Genomic DNA, 18181 nt, shown 5'->3' on the forward strand with positions numbered 1-18181 from the left:
CGAGCGACGTGTAACACGCGGCTCGAAAGCAAAAACTGAATGGTGACGAATCATGTCCGAAAGTCCGATTGATCCTCATGCGCATCATCACGCGCATTGTTTGCCGTTCGGCGCGCAGTTGCTAGGCGCGACGGGCGCGAAGCCGCGCACGCGGTTTCGCTTCTGGGCGCCTTCCTGTCAACACGTCCAGGTGGAAATCGAGAACGGCCCCGCGCAAGGCGCGCACGATATGACGCCCGCCGGCAACGGCTGGTTCGAAGCGAGCGTCGACAGCGGCGCGGGCACGCTCTACCGCTTCCGGCTGGATGGCGAGCACGCGGTGCCCGATCCGGCGTCGCGTTTTCAGCCGCAAGACGTGCATGGGCCGAGCGAAGTCATCGATCCGCGTGCGTACCGTTGGGAACATACGAACTGGCACGGCCGGCCGTGGGAAGAAACGGTGTTGTACGAGTTGCACGTCGGCGCAATGGGCGGTTATGCGGGCGTGCAAAAGCGGCTGCCGGAACTCGCCGCGCTCGGCGTTACCGCCATCGAGTTAATGCCGTTGAACGACTTTCCCGGCAAACACAATTGGGGCTACGACGGCGTGCTGCCGTATGCGCCCGATTCCGCTTACGGCCGCCCCGAAGAGTTGAAAGCGTTGATCGACACCGCGCATGGCCTCGGCCTGATGGTGTTTCTCGACGTGGTCTACAACCACTTCGGCCCGGACGGCAATTATCTGCATGAATACGCGCGTTCTTTTTTCCGCGAAGGTACGCATACACCGTGGGGCCCGGCGATCGATTTCGAGCGCAACGAAGTGAGCGACTTCTTCACGGATAACGCCGTCTACTGGATCAACGAATATCGGCTCGACGGGCTGCGTTTCGACGCGGTGCACGCCATCGACAACCACGCGTGGCTGCGCGAATTATCCGACCATATCCGCGCCAAAGTGCAGCACGGCCGGCACGTGCATCTGGTGCTGGAAAACGAGCACAACAGCGCGAGCCTGCTGGAAACGCATTTCGACGCGCAATGGAACGACGACGCGCACAATACCTTGCACGTGCTGCTGACCGGCGAAACTGAAGGCTATTACCACGCGTACGAAGACCAGCCGATCCGGCGTCTTGCGCGCGTGCTGTCCGAAGGCTTTGCGTATCAGGGCGACCCGTCGCCGATTCACGACGGCAAGCCGCGTGGCGAAGCGAGCGGTCATTTGCCGCCCACGTCGTTCGTGATGTTCCTTCAGAACCACGATCAGATCGGCAACCGCGCGTTCGGCGAACGTCTGCGCAAGCTGACCACGGACGATGCCTTGCGCGCCGCCACCGGCCTGCTGCTGCTGTCGCCGCAAATCCCGCTGCTTTTCATGGACGAGGAATACGGCTCGACGCAACCGTTCCTGTTTTTCACCGACTACAGCGGCGATCTCGCCGACGCGGTCCGCGAAGGACGCCGCCGCGAATTCGCGCGCTTTTCTTCGTTCAGCGACGAGAAACGCCGCGCCCAGATTTCCGATCCGAACGACGTCAAGACGTTCGAGGCCTCATCGCCGCCGGCGTCGCACGAAGCGGCGAAGCAGGACAGCGATGAAGCGAAAGACCGGCTCGAGTGGATGCACTTCTACAAGTCCGCGCTTGCCGTGCGCGCCAAGCTGATCACGCCGCGCCTGCAACACAGCAAGTCGTGCGGCGCGACCGTGCTGACCGCGGCGAATGGCGGCGACGCCAATGCGCTGATCGCGCGCTGGAAACTCTGCGACGGGGAGACGTTATCGGTTGCGCTGAACCTCTCGAAAGAGAGCGTGGCGTGCACTGAGATTCCCGCCGGCAAGGTGATTTTCGAAACGCCGCCGCGCGCGCGCGAGCAGGTCGAAGTCAACGTGTTGCCGCCGCATGCGTTCGTCGCATGGTTGACGGGCGACGTCTGCGGCTACGCCATCGGCCACGATGCTCGCGTCGCGGGACAACAGGAGCGCCACGCGTGACTACCCGACGCCCTCACGACACGATCGTCACTCTCGCCTCGCGCGCCGGCTTCGAGGTGGAATGGCAGGATGCGCACCATACGACGCAGCGTGTGCCCGAAAGCACACTGACCGTACTGCTCGAACGGATGGGATTGCCGTGTGGCAACGCCACGGAAATCCGCCACAGCGCCGCCGCACTGGAAGCCGAATTGTCGGGCCGCAAACTGCCGCCGCTGATGACCGCGGAAGTCGGACGCGGCATCGCCTTGCCCATTGCGGCGATCAAATCCGGCAGCCACTATCGGATCGAACTGGAAAGCGGCTCGATCATCGACGGCCGGTTTACGGCGCCCAAAGGCGAAGAAGCCTTACTCGCACCGATCGACGAAGCGGGCTATCACACGCTCGTGATCCACGATCAACGCATCACGCTGGCTGTGGCGCCACCGCGCTGCTACACGGTCGCCGACGCCTGGCGCACGCTGGACGACGACGCAGGCAGCGATGACACGCCCGCGCCGCCGCTTTGGAGCATCGCCGCGCAGTTGTACGGCTTGCGCCGTACAGGCGACGGCGGCATCGGCGACTATTCCGCGCTCGCGCAAATCGCCGTGGAAAGCGCGAAGCGTGGCGCGCATGCGCTCGCCGTCAGTCCGACGCATGCGATGTTCAGCGCGGAGCCGGAGCGCTTCAGCCCGTATTCGCCGTCGTCGCGTTTGTGGCTGAACGTCACACATATCGATCCCGCCGCCGTGTTCGGCGCGGATGCGGCCCACGCCGCGCTCGAAGCCGCCCAGGCCGGCGAGGCGTGGTCGAAACTCGAACGCTTGCCGCTGATCGACTGGCCGAACGCGGTCGTGCTGAAGCTGAAGGTCTTGCGCGCGCTGTATGAGCAATTCTGCGAACACGAACGCGCGCAAAACACGCCGCGCGCGCTGGAGTTTCACGGCTTCTGCGAACGCGCCGGACGCGCGCTCGAAGACCACGCGCGCTTCGAAGCGTTGCAGGCGGCGCAACTCTCGCAAGAAGGCGGCAATGGACATTGGCGCAACTGGCCCGAGGCATTGCGTGATCCGCGCAGCCCGGAAGTCGAAGCCTTCGCCGAGAGCAACCGTCACGAGGTCGATTTCCATCTGTTCCTGCAATGGCTGGCCGCCAAGGGTTTGTCGCACGCGCAACATGCGGCGCGCGATGCCGGCATGGCCGTCGGCCTGATCGCCGATCTCGCGGTGGGCTGCGATAGCGCCGGCAGTCATGCATGGTCGTATCGCGACGACATGCTGCAAGGCGTATCGGTCGGCGCGCCGCCGGATCTGTTCAACCAGGCCGGTCAGGCATGGGGACTCACCACGTTCTCGCCGCGCGCCATGCGCACGCAGGGCTTCTCCGCGTTCGTCGACATGTTGCGCGCGGCGTTCGCGCACGCCGGCGGCATCCGCATCGATCACATTCTCGGCTTGCGGCGGCTGTGGCTTGTGCCGGAAGGCGAAAGCGCGCGTAACGGCGCGTACCTGCGCTACCCGCTCGAAGACTTGCTGCGGCTGATCGCGCTCGAATCGTGGCGGCATCGCGCGATCGTGATCGGCGAAGATCTCGGCACCGTGCCGCCGGGTTTTCGCGAGCGGCTCGAGGAGCACGGCATCGCCGGCATTCGCGTGCTGTGGTTCGAAGGCGCGCACGACGGCAAAGGATTCAAGCCGCCTTCGGCTTGGGACCGCAATGCGGTCGGCACCACGACCACGCACGATCTGCCGACAGTCGCCGGTTGGTGGCGCGGCAGCGACATCACATGGCGCAACAAGATCGGCCAGACGATGGCGCGCGCTGACGGCCGCGATCCCGAGGAAGCCGCTCAGGAAGAGCGCGCGAAAGATCGGGCCGAGCTGTGGCGAGCTTTTCAACTGGCGGGCGTGGCCGCGCCCGACGTCGCCGCGCCGCCGCCCGACCGCGCACCAGTGGACGAAGCGCTCGCCTTCGTTGCCGCGACGCCTGGCCCGTTGGTGACGTTTCCGCTCGAAGATTTGCTCGCGCAAGTCGAGCAGCCGAATCTGCCCGGCTCGATCGACGAACATCCGAACTGGCGCCGCCGCGTGAGCGTGCCGATCGACGAACTATTCGAAGACGACACGTTCTGCGACCGGCTCCTCGCGGTGGATCGCGCGCGCCGCGCCGCGACCGCCCCGGTTCCTTCTTCCAATGCTTCTTCGGAGCCTGATACGCCATGACCGTCCCGCGCTCCACGCTTCGCCTCCAGTTTCATCGAGGCTTTACCTTCGACGATGCCGCAAAGCACGTCGACTACTTCGCCGCGCTCGGCATCAGCCACGTCTACGCGTCGCCCATCACGACGGCCGAGCCGGGCTCGATGCACGGCTACGACACCGTCGACTACACCCAGGTCAGCGCCGAATGCGGCGGCGAGGCGGGTTTGAAACGCCTCGTCGACAAACTGCGCGCGCACAACATGGGGCTGATCATCGACACGGTGCCCAACCATATGGGCGTCGGCGGATCGAGCAACGCGTGGTGGCTCGATATTCTCGAATGGGGCCGTCACAGCGCCTATGCGCGCCATTTCGACGTGGACTGGCATTCGCCCGATCCCGCCTTGCGCGGCAAGGTGCTGCTGCCCACGCTCGGCGCGGCGTACGGCGAGGAACTCGCGGCGGGTCGCATCGCGCTGCATTTCGCGGCCGACATTGGGCGCTTTTACATCGGCTACGGCCCGCACGTGTTCCCGGTATGTCCGACCGACTACGCGTCGATTCTGCAAAGTGCCGACCGCTCCGATCTCAACGCGCTCGCCGAGCGCTTCCATGGACTCACGACGCAGCCCAACGATCATGCGCGCGCCGCCGAAGGTCGCGACATGCTGCGCGAATTCGTCGCGCAAAACGGTGACTCGGCGATCGAGATCGCGCTGCAGGCCTATTCTCCCGAGGACCCGGTCACGCGTGACCGTCTGCATCGGCTGATCGAGCGGCAACACTTTCGCCTGGCGTGGTGGCGCACCGCGTCCGACGAGGTGAACTGGCGGCGCTTCTTCGACATCTCGACGCTCGCCGGTGTGCGCGTGGAACGGCCCGAAGTGTTCGAGGCCGTGCATGCGCTGCCCTTCCGTCTGTACCAGGAAGGCGTGGTGGACGGCCTGCGTATCGACCACGTCGACGGCCTCGCCGAGCCGCGTGAATACTGCCAGCGTTTGCGGCAGCGTCTAACGGAACTGCGTGACACCACGCCGTATGTGGTGGTCGAGAAGATTCTCGGACGTGGCGAACCGCTGCGTGACGATTGGCCGGTGGACGGCACGACCGGCTACGATTTCATGAGCGACGTGGGCGCGCTGCTGCACGATCCCGCCGGCGCCGAACCGCTCGCGCAAACGTGGACCGAACTGACCGGCCGCAGCCCGCGTTTTGCCGACGAAGCGCTGGTCGCGCGCCGCAAGATTCTCGCGGAAAATCTCTCGGCGGAACTCGACCGCGCGGCCCGCGCGCTGCATCGCATTGCACGCGATTCGCTGGCCACCCGCGACTTTACTTTCACGACGCTGCGGCGAGTGCTGACCGAACTGGTCGTGCATTTCCCGGTGTATCGAATCTATCCGCAGAACGGTCTGCGCAGCGCGACGGATAACGTCTATTTCGACCAGGCTTTGGAGGGCGCGCGACAAACCCTTTCGCGCGCGGACCTCGTCGCGCTCGATCGTGTGAACGCGTGGCTCGGCGGCAGCGCCGAAGAGCCGCCGTCCGGCCGCGGCGGCACGCCACCACAAGGCCAGAACGGTGCGCCGCCGAGCCATGCCGGTTCCGCGCGACGCACCGCACAGACGTTGTTTTCGCAGTTGACCGCGCCCGTCGCCGCGAAGGCGGTCGAGGATACGGCGTGCTATCGCTACGGCCGGCTGTTGTCGCGCAATGAGGTCGGCTCGGACCCGGGCGAGTTCGCGTTGTCGGTCGAAGCGTTTCATGCGGCAAATCTGGAGCGCTCGCAGCGCTTCCCTCACGCGATGCTCGCGACCGCCACGCACGATCACAAACGTGGCGAAGACGTGCGCGCACGGCTTGCCGTGTTGAGCGAGATCGCGCGCGACTGGAGCGCGACGTTGCGCGCGTGGTCCACATTGAATGCGCCGCATCGTCGCGCGCTCGACGGCAATTCCGTCAGCAGCGTCGGCCAGGACACGAGCTACGACTGGGCGCCCGGCCCCGCCGCCGAAGCGATGCTCTATCAAACGCTGGTGGGCTGCTGGCCCCCGGATCTGCGACCCGACGACGAAGCCGGCGTAAAGGAGCTAGCCGAGCGCGTCGCGCAATGGCAGTTGAAGGCGCTGCGCGAGGCCAAGCTGCAAACCAACTGGCTCGCACCCGACGAAGCGTACGAGGCCGCCTGTCGCGATTTCCTGTTCGACATCCTCGCGCCGCAACGGCGCGACGGTTTCTTGAAGGAGTTGTCCGCGTTCGTTGCGCGAATCGGGCGTGCCGGTGCGCTCAACAGTTTGCAGCAGACGGTTCTGCGGCTGGCATCGCCTGGGATTCCCGATCTTTATCAGGGCACCGAGTTGTGGGACTTCAGTCTGGTCGATCCGGACAATCGCCGGCCCGTCGATTTCGCCAAACGCGAGGCGTGGCTCGTGCAAACGCCGCCGTCGGAATTCCTGCCGGGCTGGCGCGATGGACGAGTGAAGCTCGCGGTGGTGCAGCGCGTGCTCGCGTTGCGGGCGCATTTGCCGGAATTGTTGAGTCAGAGCGAGTATCTGCCGCTTGCGGTGCGCGGCAAGCACGCGTCGAGCGTGATCGCGTTTGCGCGGCGGCATGGCAATGCGTGGGCCGTGGTGGTGGCGAGCCGGCTCGCGGCTGGATTGCTCGGCGAGGAAAGTGACTTGCCGATGGTCGAGCCGGCCAAATGGGAAGACACCGCGCTGGAGATGCCGTCGGATTTGTCCGCGAGAGCGCTATTCGACTGGTTGAGTCCCGCTGCGCCGAAGGTTGATGAAAACGGTCTGCTGTATCTGCGCGATGCGCTGGGCGCAATGCCGGTCGCGGTGTTGGTGGAGGATGGCGTGCCGCGCGGGTGATTTTGCAGATTTTGTAGGTGAAGGCGGTTGGAGCGTATGTGCTTCAGCCGCCTTTTTGTTTCAGGCGTCCGTCGGCGAGGTGGCCGCACGGCTTTATCGAGGCTAGCGCCGCGCCGCCCAAAGTAGCGCCGTCACCGCTCAACCGCCTTCGTCGTCAAAGGTTTTCGGATAAACCCGCACAAGCACGATACGCGGCCCTTTCATTTTCTTGACCACGACGTCGAAGCGGTCGAACTCGACTCTCTGCCCTTCGCTAGGCAAATCGTTGAGCGCCTGAATCACGAGGCCGCCGACCGATTCGGCCTTGCCTTCGTCAATGTCGATCCCCAACGCGCGTTCCAGCGACACCACCGGCAAGCTGCCCTTGCCCATCAAGGTGCCGTCGTCCATGCGCGTCCAGTCGGCGTCGCCTTGACGGAACTCGTCGTGGATCTGGCCCACCAGCGCGCCGAGCAGATTGTCGAGCGTCAGGAAACCGATCGGCTTCTCCCGCTTATGGCCGACCAGCGCGAAGTGCGGCGCGCCCTTGCGGAAGCGGCGAAACAGTTCGAGCGCGGGCATTTCCGGCGTGACGTATTGCACCGGCCGCGCGTATTTGGAGAGATCCTCAAGTGTGCTGCCCGCATGACGGGCCAGCAGCAAGTCCTTCAAGTGGATCATGCCGGCCACGCGTTCGCCGGATGCGTCTTCGAACAGCGGATAACGGCTAAAGCGATGCCGCGCCACCACCTGCATGTTTTCGCGCAACGGCAAATCGCGGCGCAAGCCGATCATTTCGTAGGCCGGACGCATGAGGTCCGACACGGTCATGCGCGAAAAATCGAGCGAGTGCGCGATCGTGTTCCACTCGTCCTGACTGTAGGCGCCGTCCGTCGAACCCAGTTCCGTGGCAACGTTGGCGCGGCGGCCGCGCAGGATCAGCTTGAGTTCGTCGGTGGAGTAGTGCGAGTCGTGGCCGTGATCGGCGTCGAGGCCGGCCAGTTTGAGCACGGCGTTGGCGCTCGTATTGAGCACCCAGATTGCCGGATACATGGCCCAGTAAAAGCCGTAGAGCGGCGTGGCGGCCCAGAGCGAAACCTTTTCCGCCTCGCGGATCGCCAGCGACTTCGGCGCCAGTTCGCCCACCACGATGTGCAGGAACGAAATGCACGAGAACGCGAAGAACAGCGAAATGCCGTGGATTAGCTTCTCCGACTCCACGCCGAGCAGGCTGAAGACCGGAGTGAGCAACTCCGCGAACGCGGGCTCGCCGATCCAGCCGAGCCCGAGCGATGCCAGCGTGATGCCGAGTTGGCAGGCGGATAGATAGGCGTCGAGCCGCCCGTGCACTTTGGCCAGCAGACGCCCGCGCATGCCATGTTTGGCAGCGAGGCTTTGAACGCGTGTCTGCCGCAGTTTGACCAGACCGAATTCAGCGGCAACAAAGAAGCCGTTGAGGGCAACGAGAAACAACGCACCGATAAGGGCGACAACCTGGATCAAAGCGAAAGGCTCCGGCAACAAAAGTTGTCAGTATAGAGGGTGAAAGCTCGGTGAAATCTGAATCGTGCGAACGAAGTGGCCGAGCCAATCGTTCACTTTGCGGCGGTTGCGCTCAGTGGGATGCGTAGCGCGAGCGTGGCGGTATTGCTGCCGGCTGTGTCGCCGCCGGTTGCTTCGCCTTGCTCGAAACTGCCGCCGTGCGCTTCCGCGACGCGCTTGCACAACGCCAGCACCCACGCGATCCGTTTCGCTTCGCGCGGCTCGCGCGCCTGCTTGCGGGCAAACGCTTCGAGCACATGAGGCAAGGTGGGATCCAGCAATGCGGCGCTGTTCGTGTCGTACGCGAGGCTGGCGTGCCACGTGCCACTGTCTGCTTTCGTGGACAGGACGACCGCGGCGCCTTCCGGGCTCGTTTCGACCGCGAACGTCAACATTAGCCATAGCGCGGCAGCGAGGCGCTCGCGGTCGCCGTTGAGTTGCTCGGTGGCGAGTTGCGAGTCGAGCGACACTTCCACGCCGCGCGTGCGAGCGAGGCCCGTGCGGACTTCTTCAACCGTTTCATCGAGCAACGGATGCAGCGGGAATGACGCACGGTTCAGCGCCAGCGATTTGGTTTCGGCGCGCGTAGCGTCGACGATCGTTTCGAGCAACTTGACCTGCTGGTCTACACCATTGCGAATGCCGGTGACGGCGCGCTGAGAGTTGGGGTCGTTCGCGTCGAGCTTGCGCTCCAGCACATACGCCCAGCTGTGAATGGCATTCAACGGACCACGCAGATCATGCGACACCAGCGACAGCACATGGTCACGCATGAACAGCGCAGTTTCCGCGCGCAGATGCGCGGTCCGTTCGGATACGGCGAAGCCGGAAGGGACCGGCTTTTCGCCGGCAGTTCCGGTTGAAGACGTTGTCACGATCGAGCCTCTCAGGCAGTTCATGATGGTTGAAAGAAGCCCCATTATAGGCATGCCGTCCGGCGCGACCAGCCTGGCCGGACGGCCAACTGGCACGCAATCCGTGTGCCACGCGGCAATCCTCGGCATGCGGCGCCAACACGCCTACAATGTCGGTTTTTACATTTCTGACTGAGGAGCGACATATGTCGACTGTGACTACCGAATCCGGCTTGAAGTACGAAGACATCGTTGAAGGCACCGGCGCCGAAGCCGTGGCCGGCAAGACCGTCAGCGTGCATTACACCGGCTGGCTGACCGATGGCCAGAAGTTCGACTCGAGCAAGGACCGCAATGACCCGTTCGCATTCGTGCTGGGCGGCGGCATGGTCATCAAGGGCTGGGACGAAGGCGTGCAAGGCATGAAGGTAGGCGGCACACGCAAGCTGACCATCCCGCCGCAACTCGGCTACGGCGTGCGCGGCGCGGGCGGCGTGATTCCGCCGAACGCAACGCTCGTGTTCGAAGTCGAATTGCTGGGCGTCTAAGTTTTCGCTGTCCTGTCACTGCGCACCGTCGATGAGCCACGCCGCCGTTACCGCTCCTAGCGTTTCGCTGCGCCGCTACGGCGCGATCGAAGCGTCGGACGTGCACGACTTTCACCAGGTCGTGCTCGGGCTCGACGGCGCGATGGTGATGGCGGTGGACGGCATCGCGCAACGGCTGGATGCCGGCTCCGGCTGGCTCATCCCGGCGGGCGCGCGGCACGATTACGTGGGCGTCGGCGAAAACCGGCAGTTAGTGCTGGATTTGCCGGCCACATCGCTGGCCGTACCGGAACGCCTGTTTGACCGCGCGCGGGCCGTCCGTGTGGAGGGCTCGCTTGCGCAACTCGTGCAACGCATCGCGGCGCACGCGACCGGCGACGCTCTCGGCGACGAGCTCGACTCTCGGCGTTTTCATTGGGACGCGGCCGCGCGCCTCGGCGCGGCGTTGGTGGCCGACGCGGGCGCATTGGTTGGCGCACCGGCAGCCGGCGCGGGGCTCGACTTTACGCGTATCGACCGCTGGTTGCGCGCGCATTTGTCAGAGCCTCTGCGGATCGCCGACCTCGCCGCGCATTGCGGCTTCGGCATGCGGCGCTTTCATCAACTTTTTATCGAGGCCTTCGGTGAGACGCCGCATCGCTATTTGCAGCGGCTGCGGCTCGATACGTCGCTCGCGCTGCTCGCCGATCCGCGCCGTTCGCTGACGGATATCGCGTTGGATATCGGCTTCGGCGATCAGAGCGCGTACACGCACGCGTTCACGCGGCGTTTCGGACTGGCGCCCGGTCAGTGGCGCACGTTGCGTCACTGAGTTTTCGCGGCACCAGATTGCATTCCACTGAGTGTCGCCGCGTTGGCTCTATTGCACTGACGAACCACAATGAGGCTCGTTGCGCGAGCCGCCTGAACAGAGCGGCCCGCTTGTCCTGCTTCACGCTGTTATTCGAGCCTTTGTCGCTCGAACCTTGTTCACTCAACCCGCCAGACCGCGCTCCAGATCGCCGCGGATATCGCCGGCATTTTCCAGACCGACGGCAAGACGAATCAGGCCTTCGCTAATGCCTGCCGCCGCGCGCGCTTCCGGCGTCACGCGACCATGCGTGGTCGTAGCCGGATGCGTGATGGTGGTACGCGTATCGCCGAGGTTGCCGGTAATCGAGCAGATCTTCGTGTTGTCGATCACGCGCCATGCATTCGCGCGCATCTGCTCGGGCGTCTCGCCTTTCAATTCGAAGGAAAGAATCGCGCCGCCCGCCTTCTGCTGACGCATGGCCAGCGCGTGCTGCGGATGCGATTCAAGCCCCGGATAGAACACGCGATTCACGGCCGGATGCGCTTCCAGCCAGCGCGCGATCTCGTGCGCATTCGCCGACTGCTTTTCGACGCGCAGCGACAGCGTTTCCATACCCTTGAGCAATACCCATGCGTTGAACGCGGACAACGTCGGCCCGGCGCTGCGCACGAACGGAAAGACCTTTTCCATGATGAACTGCTTCGAGCCGACCAGCGCGCCGCCAAGCACGCGGCCCTGACCGTCGAGGAACTTGGTGGCCGAATGCATCACGACGTCCGCGCCGAGCTTCAGCGGCTGCTGCAAGGCCGGACTGCAGAAACAGTTGTCGACCACGAACAGCGCGTTCGACGCCTTGGCGATCTTGCTGATTGCTTCGATGTCGGCGACTTCGGTCAGCGGATTCGACGGCGTTTCGAGGAAGAACATCTTCGTCTCCGGACGTACGGCGTTTTTCCACGCGTCCAGATCGGTCGGATCGACGAACGTGGTCGTGATGCCGAACTTGCTGAAGATCTGCGAGAACATGCCAAGCGTCGAACCGAACAGCGCCTGCGAGCTGACCAGATGGTCGCCCGCCTGCAACGCCGACATCACCACCGACATGATCGCGGCCATGCCCGACGCCGTCGCCATGCAGGCTTCGCCGCCTTCGAGCGCGGCTAGGCGATCCTGGAACATCGAGACGGTCGGATTCGTGAAGCGCGAGTAGGTGTAGTTGTCTTCGGAATTCTTGAATTTTTCGGCGGCGTCTGCGGCGCTCTCGAACACGAAGCTCGAGGTCAGGAAAATCGCTTCCGAATGCTCGTTGAAGTCGCTGCGCACCGTGCCCGAGCGGACTGCCAGCGTGTCGAAGTTCAGGGAGTCGTCCATGTTGGTTCTGGTTTCCAATGTTCCATGGCTGCGGTTGGTGTCTGCGGCTCACATGCTCACATGAAGTGAGCTGAGCGCATCAAGCCGAATCGCAGCAACAAAAAAGCCCGCTTTTGCGTCGGCATAAGCGGGCTTCATGTGCGGGGAAAGCTGGAGCGGAGGTAGATGAATGCGGCTTTTCCACCATTCGCTTTAGCTGTTTCGGGTTGCCCCGCGTCCGCAAGCTGAGTTCAAATCGACGCAAGCCGTCATGCTAACACGCTCCCGGCACGGCGTGCAGCGTGCCTTGCCGGGAGCGTGTAACTCGAATTGCGCTCAACCCACTGACAGTTGCAAATGCAGTTGCGAACGGGCCGGCGCGCCGCCGTCGATCGCTTCGCTCGCGGCGTCGCGGTCCGATTGCGAGGACGGTGCGAGACGCGCGGTTTCGATGCGGTCGAGGTACTCGGTGGTCACGTCGCCGGTCACGTAGTTGCCGTCGAAACACGACGCTTCGAATTCCTTCAGCGCCGGGTTGATATCGCGCACCGCCTGTTTCAACGCGTCGACGTCCTGATAGACGAGGTGGTCCGCGCCGATCATGCGCGCGACTTCGTCGTCCGTACGGCCGTGGGCGACGAGTTCGCCGCGCGTCGGCATGTCGATACCGTAGACGTTCGGGAATTTCACCGGCGGCGCCGCCGAAGCGAAGATCACCTTGTTCGCGCCCGCATCGCGCGCCATCTGCACGATTTCATGCGACGTGGTGCCGCGCACGATCGAGTCGTCGACGATCAGCACGTTCTTGCCCTTGAACTCGATGCCCATGGCGTTCAGCTTCTGGCGCACCGACTTCTTGCGCACGGCCTGGCCCGGCATGATGAAGGTACGGCCGACGTAACGGTTCTTGAAGAAGCCTTCGCGGTATTCGACGCCCAGTTTCTTCGCGACCTGCATCGCGGCCGGACGGGACGAATCGGGAATCGGCATCACGACGTCGATCGGAACGTCGGGCAGCTCGCGCTTGATCTTCTCGGCGAGGTAGTCGCCCATGCGCAGACGCACGTTGTAGACCGGCACGCCGTCGAGCACCGAATCCGGACGCGCCAGATAGACGAGTTCGAAAATGCAGGGATTCAGGCTCGGGTTGGTGGCGCATTGCTGCGAGTGCAGATTGCCTTCGATGTCGATGAAAATCGCTTCGCCCGGCGCCACGTCGCGCACGAATTCGAAGCCGATACCTTCAATCGCCACCGACTCCGACGCCAGGATCCACTCGACGCCTTCCGCCGTTTCCTGCTTGCCGAGGCACAGCGGACGAATACCGAACGGGTCACGGAAGCCCAGCAGGCCGTAGCCGGCGATCAGCGACACGATCGCATACGACCCGCGCACCCGGCGATGCACGCCGGACACCGCCTTAAACAGCGCAGCCGGATCGAGTTGCAGGCCCGAGCTGGAAAGCTGCAGTTCGTGCGCGAGCACGTTGAGCATGACTTCCGTGTCGGAATTGGTATTGATGTGGCGGCGATCGATGCGGAACATCTCATCTTTCAGCTGCTGCCAGTTGGTCAAGTTGCCGTTGTGGGCGAGGATGATGCCGAACGGCGCGTTCACGTAGAACGGCTGGGCTTCTTCTTCGCTCGACGCGGAACCAGCAGTCGGGTAACGGACCTGGCCGATACCGGTGGTGCCGGGCAGGCTGCGCATGTTGCGCGTGCGGAACACGTCGCGCACCATGCCGTTGGCCTTGTGCATGTGGAAGTTGCTGCCGTTCGCCGTCGCGATGCCGGCGGCGTCCTGACCGCGGTGCTGCAGAAGCAGCAGGCTGTCATAGATCAGCTGGTTGACCGGAGAGTGGGAAACTACGCCTACGATGCCGCACATGGCATGTCCTTCAAAGGTACGAAATTCGTCATGGCGGCCGCTGCCTGCGATCGTGTCCCAAGGGACTTCTTTCGAGACGTTAGCGAAGCTAAGCGACCGAACGTAAAGGCAGCCGGTTTGCGCCGGTGTCCTGCTGCGTCTCCCGCGCCGCTCGCCTGATCGTCACACTCGGACGTAAGCAGCAAGCGGCTCGGGAAGCAGCGGTTTCATTACGTGCACGCCCTCGACCGCATAGGGCCGAAGCAAGGCGTTGCGCCAGAATTCCTGTTGGGGCAGTTCGGTCAAGCCAGCCAGGGCGACCAGAATCAGCACCAGAATGACCCCGCGCACGAGGCCGAACATCAAACCGAGCGAGCGGTCCACGCCGCTCAAGCCGGTTGCCTGCACGATGCGGCTCAAAAGGGCGTTCAGCACGCTCGCCACCAGCACCACACCGACCACCACCAGCGCAAAGGCCAGCAGCCATTGGGTCAATGCGCCGCCCGGCCAGGTGGACGGGATATACGGAACAACATAACCGACAAAGCGGCAAGCAATGAAAAACGCCGCGATCCAGCCGATCAGCCCGAATATCTCCGACAAAAACCCGCGCCATGTGCCGCGCAGCGCTGACAAACCGATCACCGCCATTACAGCGTAGTCGAAGGCAGTGAACATCGCTCGCTTACTGTGCGGTGCCGCTGTTCGCGCCCGACGTCAAGCCGACCTCGCGAACCTTTGCAATGGCCGCGCTCGCTGCTGCGCGGTCGGCGAACGGGCCGGCTCGCAGCAACGTGAGCGTGGAGCCGTCAGCCTGCTTGCGATGTTCGGTATATGCGGGCACACCCGCCGCTTTCAACTTGGCCGCCCAATTGCGTGCGTTGGCGTCGTTCGCGAAGGCGCCGAGTTGGACGGCGAAACGGCTGCCCGCCGGCGATGCCGGCGTGCCGGAATTCGCGTTCGCGCTGGCGGCCGTGTTCGAGTTGTCGGAGCTTGGAGCTTGAGCAGCCGGCGCGGTCGCGGCGTTATGCGTGACCGCCGGTTTGGCAGGCGTTGCGGGCGCCGCCGGCGTAGTGTTCGCCGCCACGGACGGTGCTTGCGGTTTCGCTGCCGGCTTGGCTGCGGACGCCGCTGCGTTCGTCTCCGTGCTCGCTTGCTTCGTGGTGCCCGACTGGCCTTGCCTTGCTGCCGTTGCCGGCGCAAGACCGGATGCGGCGAGTGCCGCGTCTGGCGTTGCGGGATTATCCGGCGCTACGCCGGCCTGCGTGTCTTCCTGAGCTTTAGCGAGCTTCGGCGCGGGACGGCTGGGAATGTCGATGGAGATGTCGTCTGTGACGGGCTTGGGGTGCGAGTCCAGCACCATGGGCAGGATGACGACCGCCGCCACGACCATCGCGATCGCGCCGACGAGCCGGCGACGCGCACGCTGCTTTTCCGGCAGCGTAGGGTCGAGCAGCATCGCATCGGCGTCGACGGTGCGCTCCGTGCGGCGGGTTCGCCGCTCCACGCGCTCGCCACGGGCGGCCCGGGAGGAACTGGTGTTTGCGCCGCGCCGGGTGGGCGCGTCGTCTTTCTTGCCGAACGAGAAAATTCCCATGAATCGCTTGGTTCGAGCCTGGCGCCCGTTCAGTGTTGCTGCGATTTACGGTAGGCCATCACGCCTGCTACCGTATAGAAACTGCCGAAAACCACGATTCTATCATTCTCTGACGCTCGTTTTAGCGCGTCTTGGAAAGCCTCTGCCGGCGTGGCGTAACGCGTCACGCTGCTGTCAACTCCCTCTTCCACGCCCTGCTCGCGCAAGGCCGCTTCGAGTTCTTCCGCTGACGCCGCCCGCGGTGTCGGCAAATCGGTGACGCACCAGTGATCGATTTCGCCTTTCAGGTGCGCCAGCACGCCGGCAATGTCCTTGTCGCGCATCGCGCCGAACACCGCGTAGGTGTACGGGAAAAAACCCATGTTGCCGAGATTTTGCGTCAACACCGCGGCCGCGTGCGGATTGTGGCCGACATCCAGCACGACGGCCGGCTTGCCCGGCAGCACCTGGAAACGTCCCGGCAGTTCCACGTTGGCAAGGCCGAGGCGGATGTCTTGTGCCGAAACCGGCAGACGGTCACGCAGCGCTTCGAGCCCGGCCAACGCCGCCGACGTGTTGATCAACTGGTTCGCGCCGCGCAGTGCCGGGTAAGCCAACGCCGAGCGCCGCATGGTCGGGCCGACGTAACTCCATTGCTGGCGCTCGCTGCCGGCCTGGCCTTCATAGCGGAAGTCGCGGCCGAACAGCCACAATTCGGCGCCGATTTTCTCCGCGTGATCGATCAGCGATTGCGGCGGCACCGGGTCCGCGCAAATCGCCGGCTTGCCAGGACGGAAAATACCGGCTTTTTCGAAGCCGATTTTCTCGCGCGTGTCGCCGAGATATTCCGTGTGATCGATATCGATGCTGGTGATGATCGCGCAATCCGTGTCGAGGATATTGACCGCATCAAGGCGACCGCCCAGGCCGACTTCGAAAATCACCGCGTCCAGTCCGCGCGATGCGAACAGGCTCATGATCGCCAGCGTCGTGAATTCGAAGTAGGTCAGCGTGACCGGTTCGGCGAGGCTCAAGCGCGCGGCTTCGACGGCTTCGAAGTGCGGCAGCAGATCGGCGTCGCTTGCCATTTCGCCGTTGACCCGCGCGCGCTCGTTGAACGTGAGCAAATGCGGCGAGGTGTGACAGCCAACCGTGAATCCGGCGCGCAACAGAATCGATTCGAGGATCGCGCACGTGGAACCCTTGCCGTTCGTGCCGCCGACGGTGATGACCGGACACGCGAACGACAGTTGCATCGCGTCGCGCACCTGGCTGATGCGGGCCAGCCCCATGTCGATGCCGACCGGATGCGCGGATTCAAGGTGCGTGAGCCACGCGTCGAGGGTGGGGAATGTGGTCATCGGGCGAATCGCGAGTAAATCGAGTAGGCAGTGTTGCGAATGGGCGCGGAGCGAAGCGGGCGGCTGCGGCTGCGGCTGCGGCTGCGGCTGCGGCTGCGGCTGCGGCTGCGGCTGCGGCTGCGGCTGCGGCTGCGGCTGCGGCTGCGGTCAGAGTCTAGTCCTGACGGGCGCCACTTTATGCGCGCAAACCACGCATACCTGCGCTGGCCGCGCCGTCAGTAACCGTCGCCGCGTTGCGAGACCGTGATTATCCCGGAAATGACAGCGCGCCGCTTGATCACTCACGCGGCGCGCTATTTTTTTCTACTTTTCTAACGGCCGCCGCGCTCGCGAAAGCGCGACGACGGTTCACGGCGGAGCCTGCTTACGCGACTGCGTCAGCCGGTTGATGACTCAGCAGCGCCATCAGTTGAGCAAGCTCTTCACGCAGCTTGCGACGGTCGACGATCATGTCGATCGCGCCCTTGGTCAGCAGGAACTCGGCGCGCTGGAAGCCTTCCGGCAGCTTCTCACGCACGGTTTGTTCGATCACGCGCGGACCGGCAAAGCCGATCAACGCCTTCGGCTCCGCGATCACCACGTCGCCGAGGAACGCGAAACTGGCCGACACGCCGCCCATGGTCGGGTCGGTCAGCACGGAGATGAACGGCAGCTTGGCTTCGGCCAGCTTGGTCAGCATGGCCGTGGTCTTGGCCATCTGCATCAGCGACAGCAGACTTTCCTGCATGCGCGCGCCGCCCGAAGCGGTAAAGCAGATGAACGGCACTTTCTGTTCGAGTGCGTTCTGCGCGCCGCGCGCAAAGCGTTCGCCGACCACCGAGCCCATCGAGCCGCCCATGAACGAGAACTCGAAGCAGGCCACCACCACCGGCAGCGTATGGATCGCACCGCCCATGACGACCATCGCGTCGGTTTCGTCGGTGTCGTCCATCGCCTCTTTCAGGCGGTCCGGATACTTGCGGCTGTCTTTGAACTTGAGCGCGTCGACCGGAACGATTTCCTGGCCGATCTCATAACGACCTTCCGGATCGAGCAGGCCGTCGAGCCGCTCACGCGCGCCAATGCGCATGTGATGGTCGCACTTCGGGCAAACATGCAGATTGGCCTCGACGTCGTTACGGTATAGCACCGCTTCACACGACGGGCACTTGATCCACAGCCCTTCCGGAATCCCCTTGCGGTTCTTCGGGTCGGTTTGTTTGATTTTCGGCGGCAGCAGCTTGTCGAGCCAGCTCATAGTGAATCCTTCTCGGGTCTACGATCGCGCAAACGGCGGGA

At 64.1% G+C, this 18181-nt stretch carries 13 protein-coding genes; 5 read left to right on the plus strand and 8 right to left on the minus strand.

Features of this window, described 5'->3' with window-relative positions:
* Nucleotides 1-52: 52 nt before the first annotated feature.
* From treZ to treY, 3 genes are read left to right on the plus strand one after another with little or no spacing between them, the layout of a single operon-like run.
* A complete protein-coding gene (treZ, locus tag B0G80_RS36985) occupies nt 53-1975 on the plus strand; it encodes a malto-oligosyltrehalose trehalohydrolase (RefSeq protein WP_116122637.1) in 1923 nt (640 codons plus the stop codon).
* Nucleotides 1972-4182 carry a 4-alpha-glucanotransferase gene (malQ, locus tag B0G80_RS36990; protein ID WP_116122638.1) on the plus strand — a complete coding sequence of 737 codons (2211 nt, stop codon included), beginning with the start codon at nt 1972-1974 and terminating at the stop codon, nt 4180-4182. Before treZ ends, malQ begins: the two co-directional genes overlap by 4 nt.
* On the plus strand, nt 4179-7034 hold the full coding sequence (gene treY / locus B0G80_RS36995; protein WP_116122639.1) for a malto-oligosyltrehalose synthase: 2856 nt from the start codon (nt 4179-4181) through the stop codon (nt 7032-7034). Before malQ ends, treY begins: the two co-directional genes overlap by 4 nt.
* A 138-nt stretch (nt 7035-7172) precedes the next feature.
* Here the strand turns inward: treY and B0G80_RS37000 are convergent, their stop codons facing one another.
* Together B0G80_RS37000 and B0G80_RS37005 are read right to left on the minus strand one after the other, a co-directional pair.
* Entirely contained in the window at nt 7173-8516 is a 1344-nt protein-coding gene (locus B0G80_RS37000) for a hemolysin family protein (RefSeq protein ID WP_116123870.1), read from the minus strand.
* A gap of 92 nt (nt 8517-8608) precedes the next feature.
* Entirely contained in the window at nt 8609-9430 is an 822-nt protein-coding gene (locus B0G80_RS37005; RefSeq protein WP_116123871.1) for a sensor histidine kinase KdpD, read from the minus strand.
* Between the two features lie 185 nt (nt 9431-9615).
* On the opposite strand from B0G80_RS37005, the gene B0G80_RS37010 reads away from it, so the two are divergent.
* Together B0G80_RS37010 and B0G80_RS37015 are read left to right on the plus strand one after the other, a co-directional pair.
* Nucleotides 9616-9957 (plus strand): FKBP-type peptidyl-prolyl cis-trans isomerase, encoded by a 342-nt coding sequence (locus tag B0G80_RS37010; protein WP_027803023.1) that lies wholly within the window; start codon nt 9616-9618, stop codon nt 9955-9957.
* Nucleotides 9958-9988: 31 nt separating this feature from the next.
* Entirely contained in the window at nt 9989-10768 is a 780-nt protein-coding gene (locus B0G80_RS37015; RefSeq protein ID WP_116122640.1) for an AraC family transcriptional regulator, read from the plus strand.
* A gap of 162 nt (nt 10769-10930) precedes the next feature.
* Here the strand turns inward: B0G80_RS37015 and B0G80_RS37020 are convergent, their stop codons facing one another.
* From B0G80_RS37020 to accD, 6 genes are all read right to left on the minus strand, one after another.
* On the minus strand, nt 10931-12121 hold the full coding sequence (locus B0G80_RS37020; protein ID WP_116122641.1) for an O-succinylhomoserine sulfhydrylase: 1191 nt from the start codon (nt 12119-12121) through the stop codon (nt 10931-10933).
* 315 nt (nt 12122-12436) lie between these two features.
* A complete protein-coding gene (gene purF, locus B0G80_RS37025) occupies nt 12437-13987 on the minus strand; it encodes an amidophosphoribosyltransferase (protein ID WP_106282621.1) in 1551 nt (516 codons plus the stop codon).
* A gap of 162 nt (nt 13988-14149) precedes the next feature.
* Nucleotides 14150-14644 (minus strand): CvpA family protein, encoded by a 495-nt coding sequence (locus B0G80_RS37030; protein WP_116122642.1) that lies wholly within the window; start codon nt 14642-14644, stop codon nt 14150-14152.
* Between the two features lie 7 nt (nt 14645-14651).
* Nucleotides 14652-15563, minus strand: coding sequence for an SPOR domain-containing protein (locus B0G80_RS37035; RefSeq protein ID WP_116122643.1), 912 nt, complete (start codon nt 15561-15563; stop codon nt 14652-14654).
* A 29-nt stretch (nt 15564-15592) separates the two neighbouring features.
* Nucleotides 15593-16903, minus strand: coding sequence for a bifunctional tetrahydrofolate synthase/dihydrofolate synthase (gene folC / locus B0G80_RS37040; protein ID WP_116122644.1), 1311 nt, complete (start codon nt 16901-16903; stop codon nt 15593-15595).
* A gap of 364 nt (nt 16904-17267) precedes the next feature.
* Nucleotides 17268-18140 (minus strand): acetyl-CoA carboxylase, carboxyltransferase subunit beta, encoded by an 873-nt coding sequence (gene accD / locus B0G80_RS37050; RefSeq protein ID WP_012428630.1) that lies wholly within the window; start codon nt 18138-18140, stop codon nt 17268-17270.
* Nucleotides 18141-18181 lie beyond the last annotated feature (41 nt).

It is taken from the genome of Paraburkholderia sp. BL6669N2 (assembly GCF_003387275.1).
Lineage (GTDB): Bacteria > Pseudomonadota > Gammaproteobacteria > Burkholderiales > Burkholderiaceae > Paraburkholderia.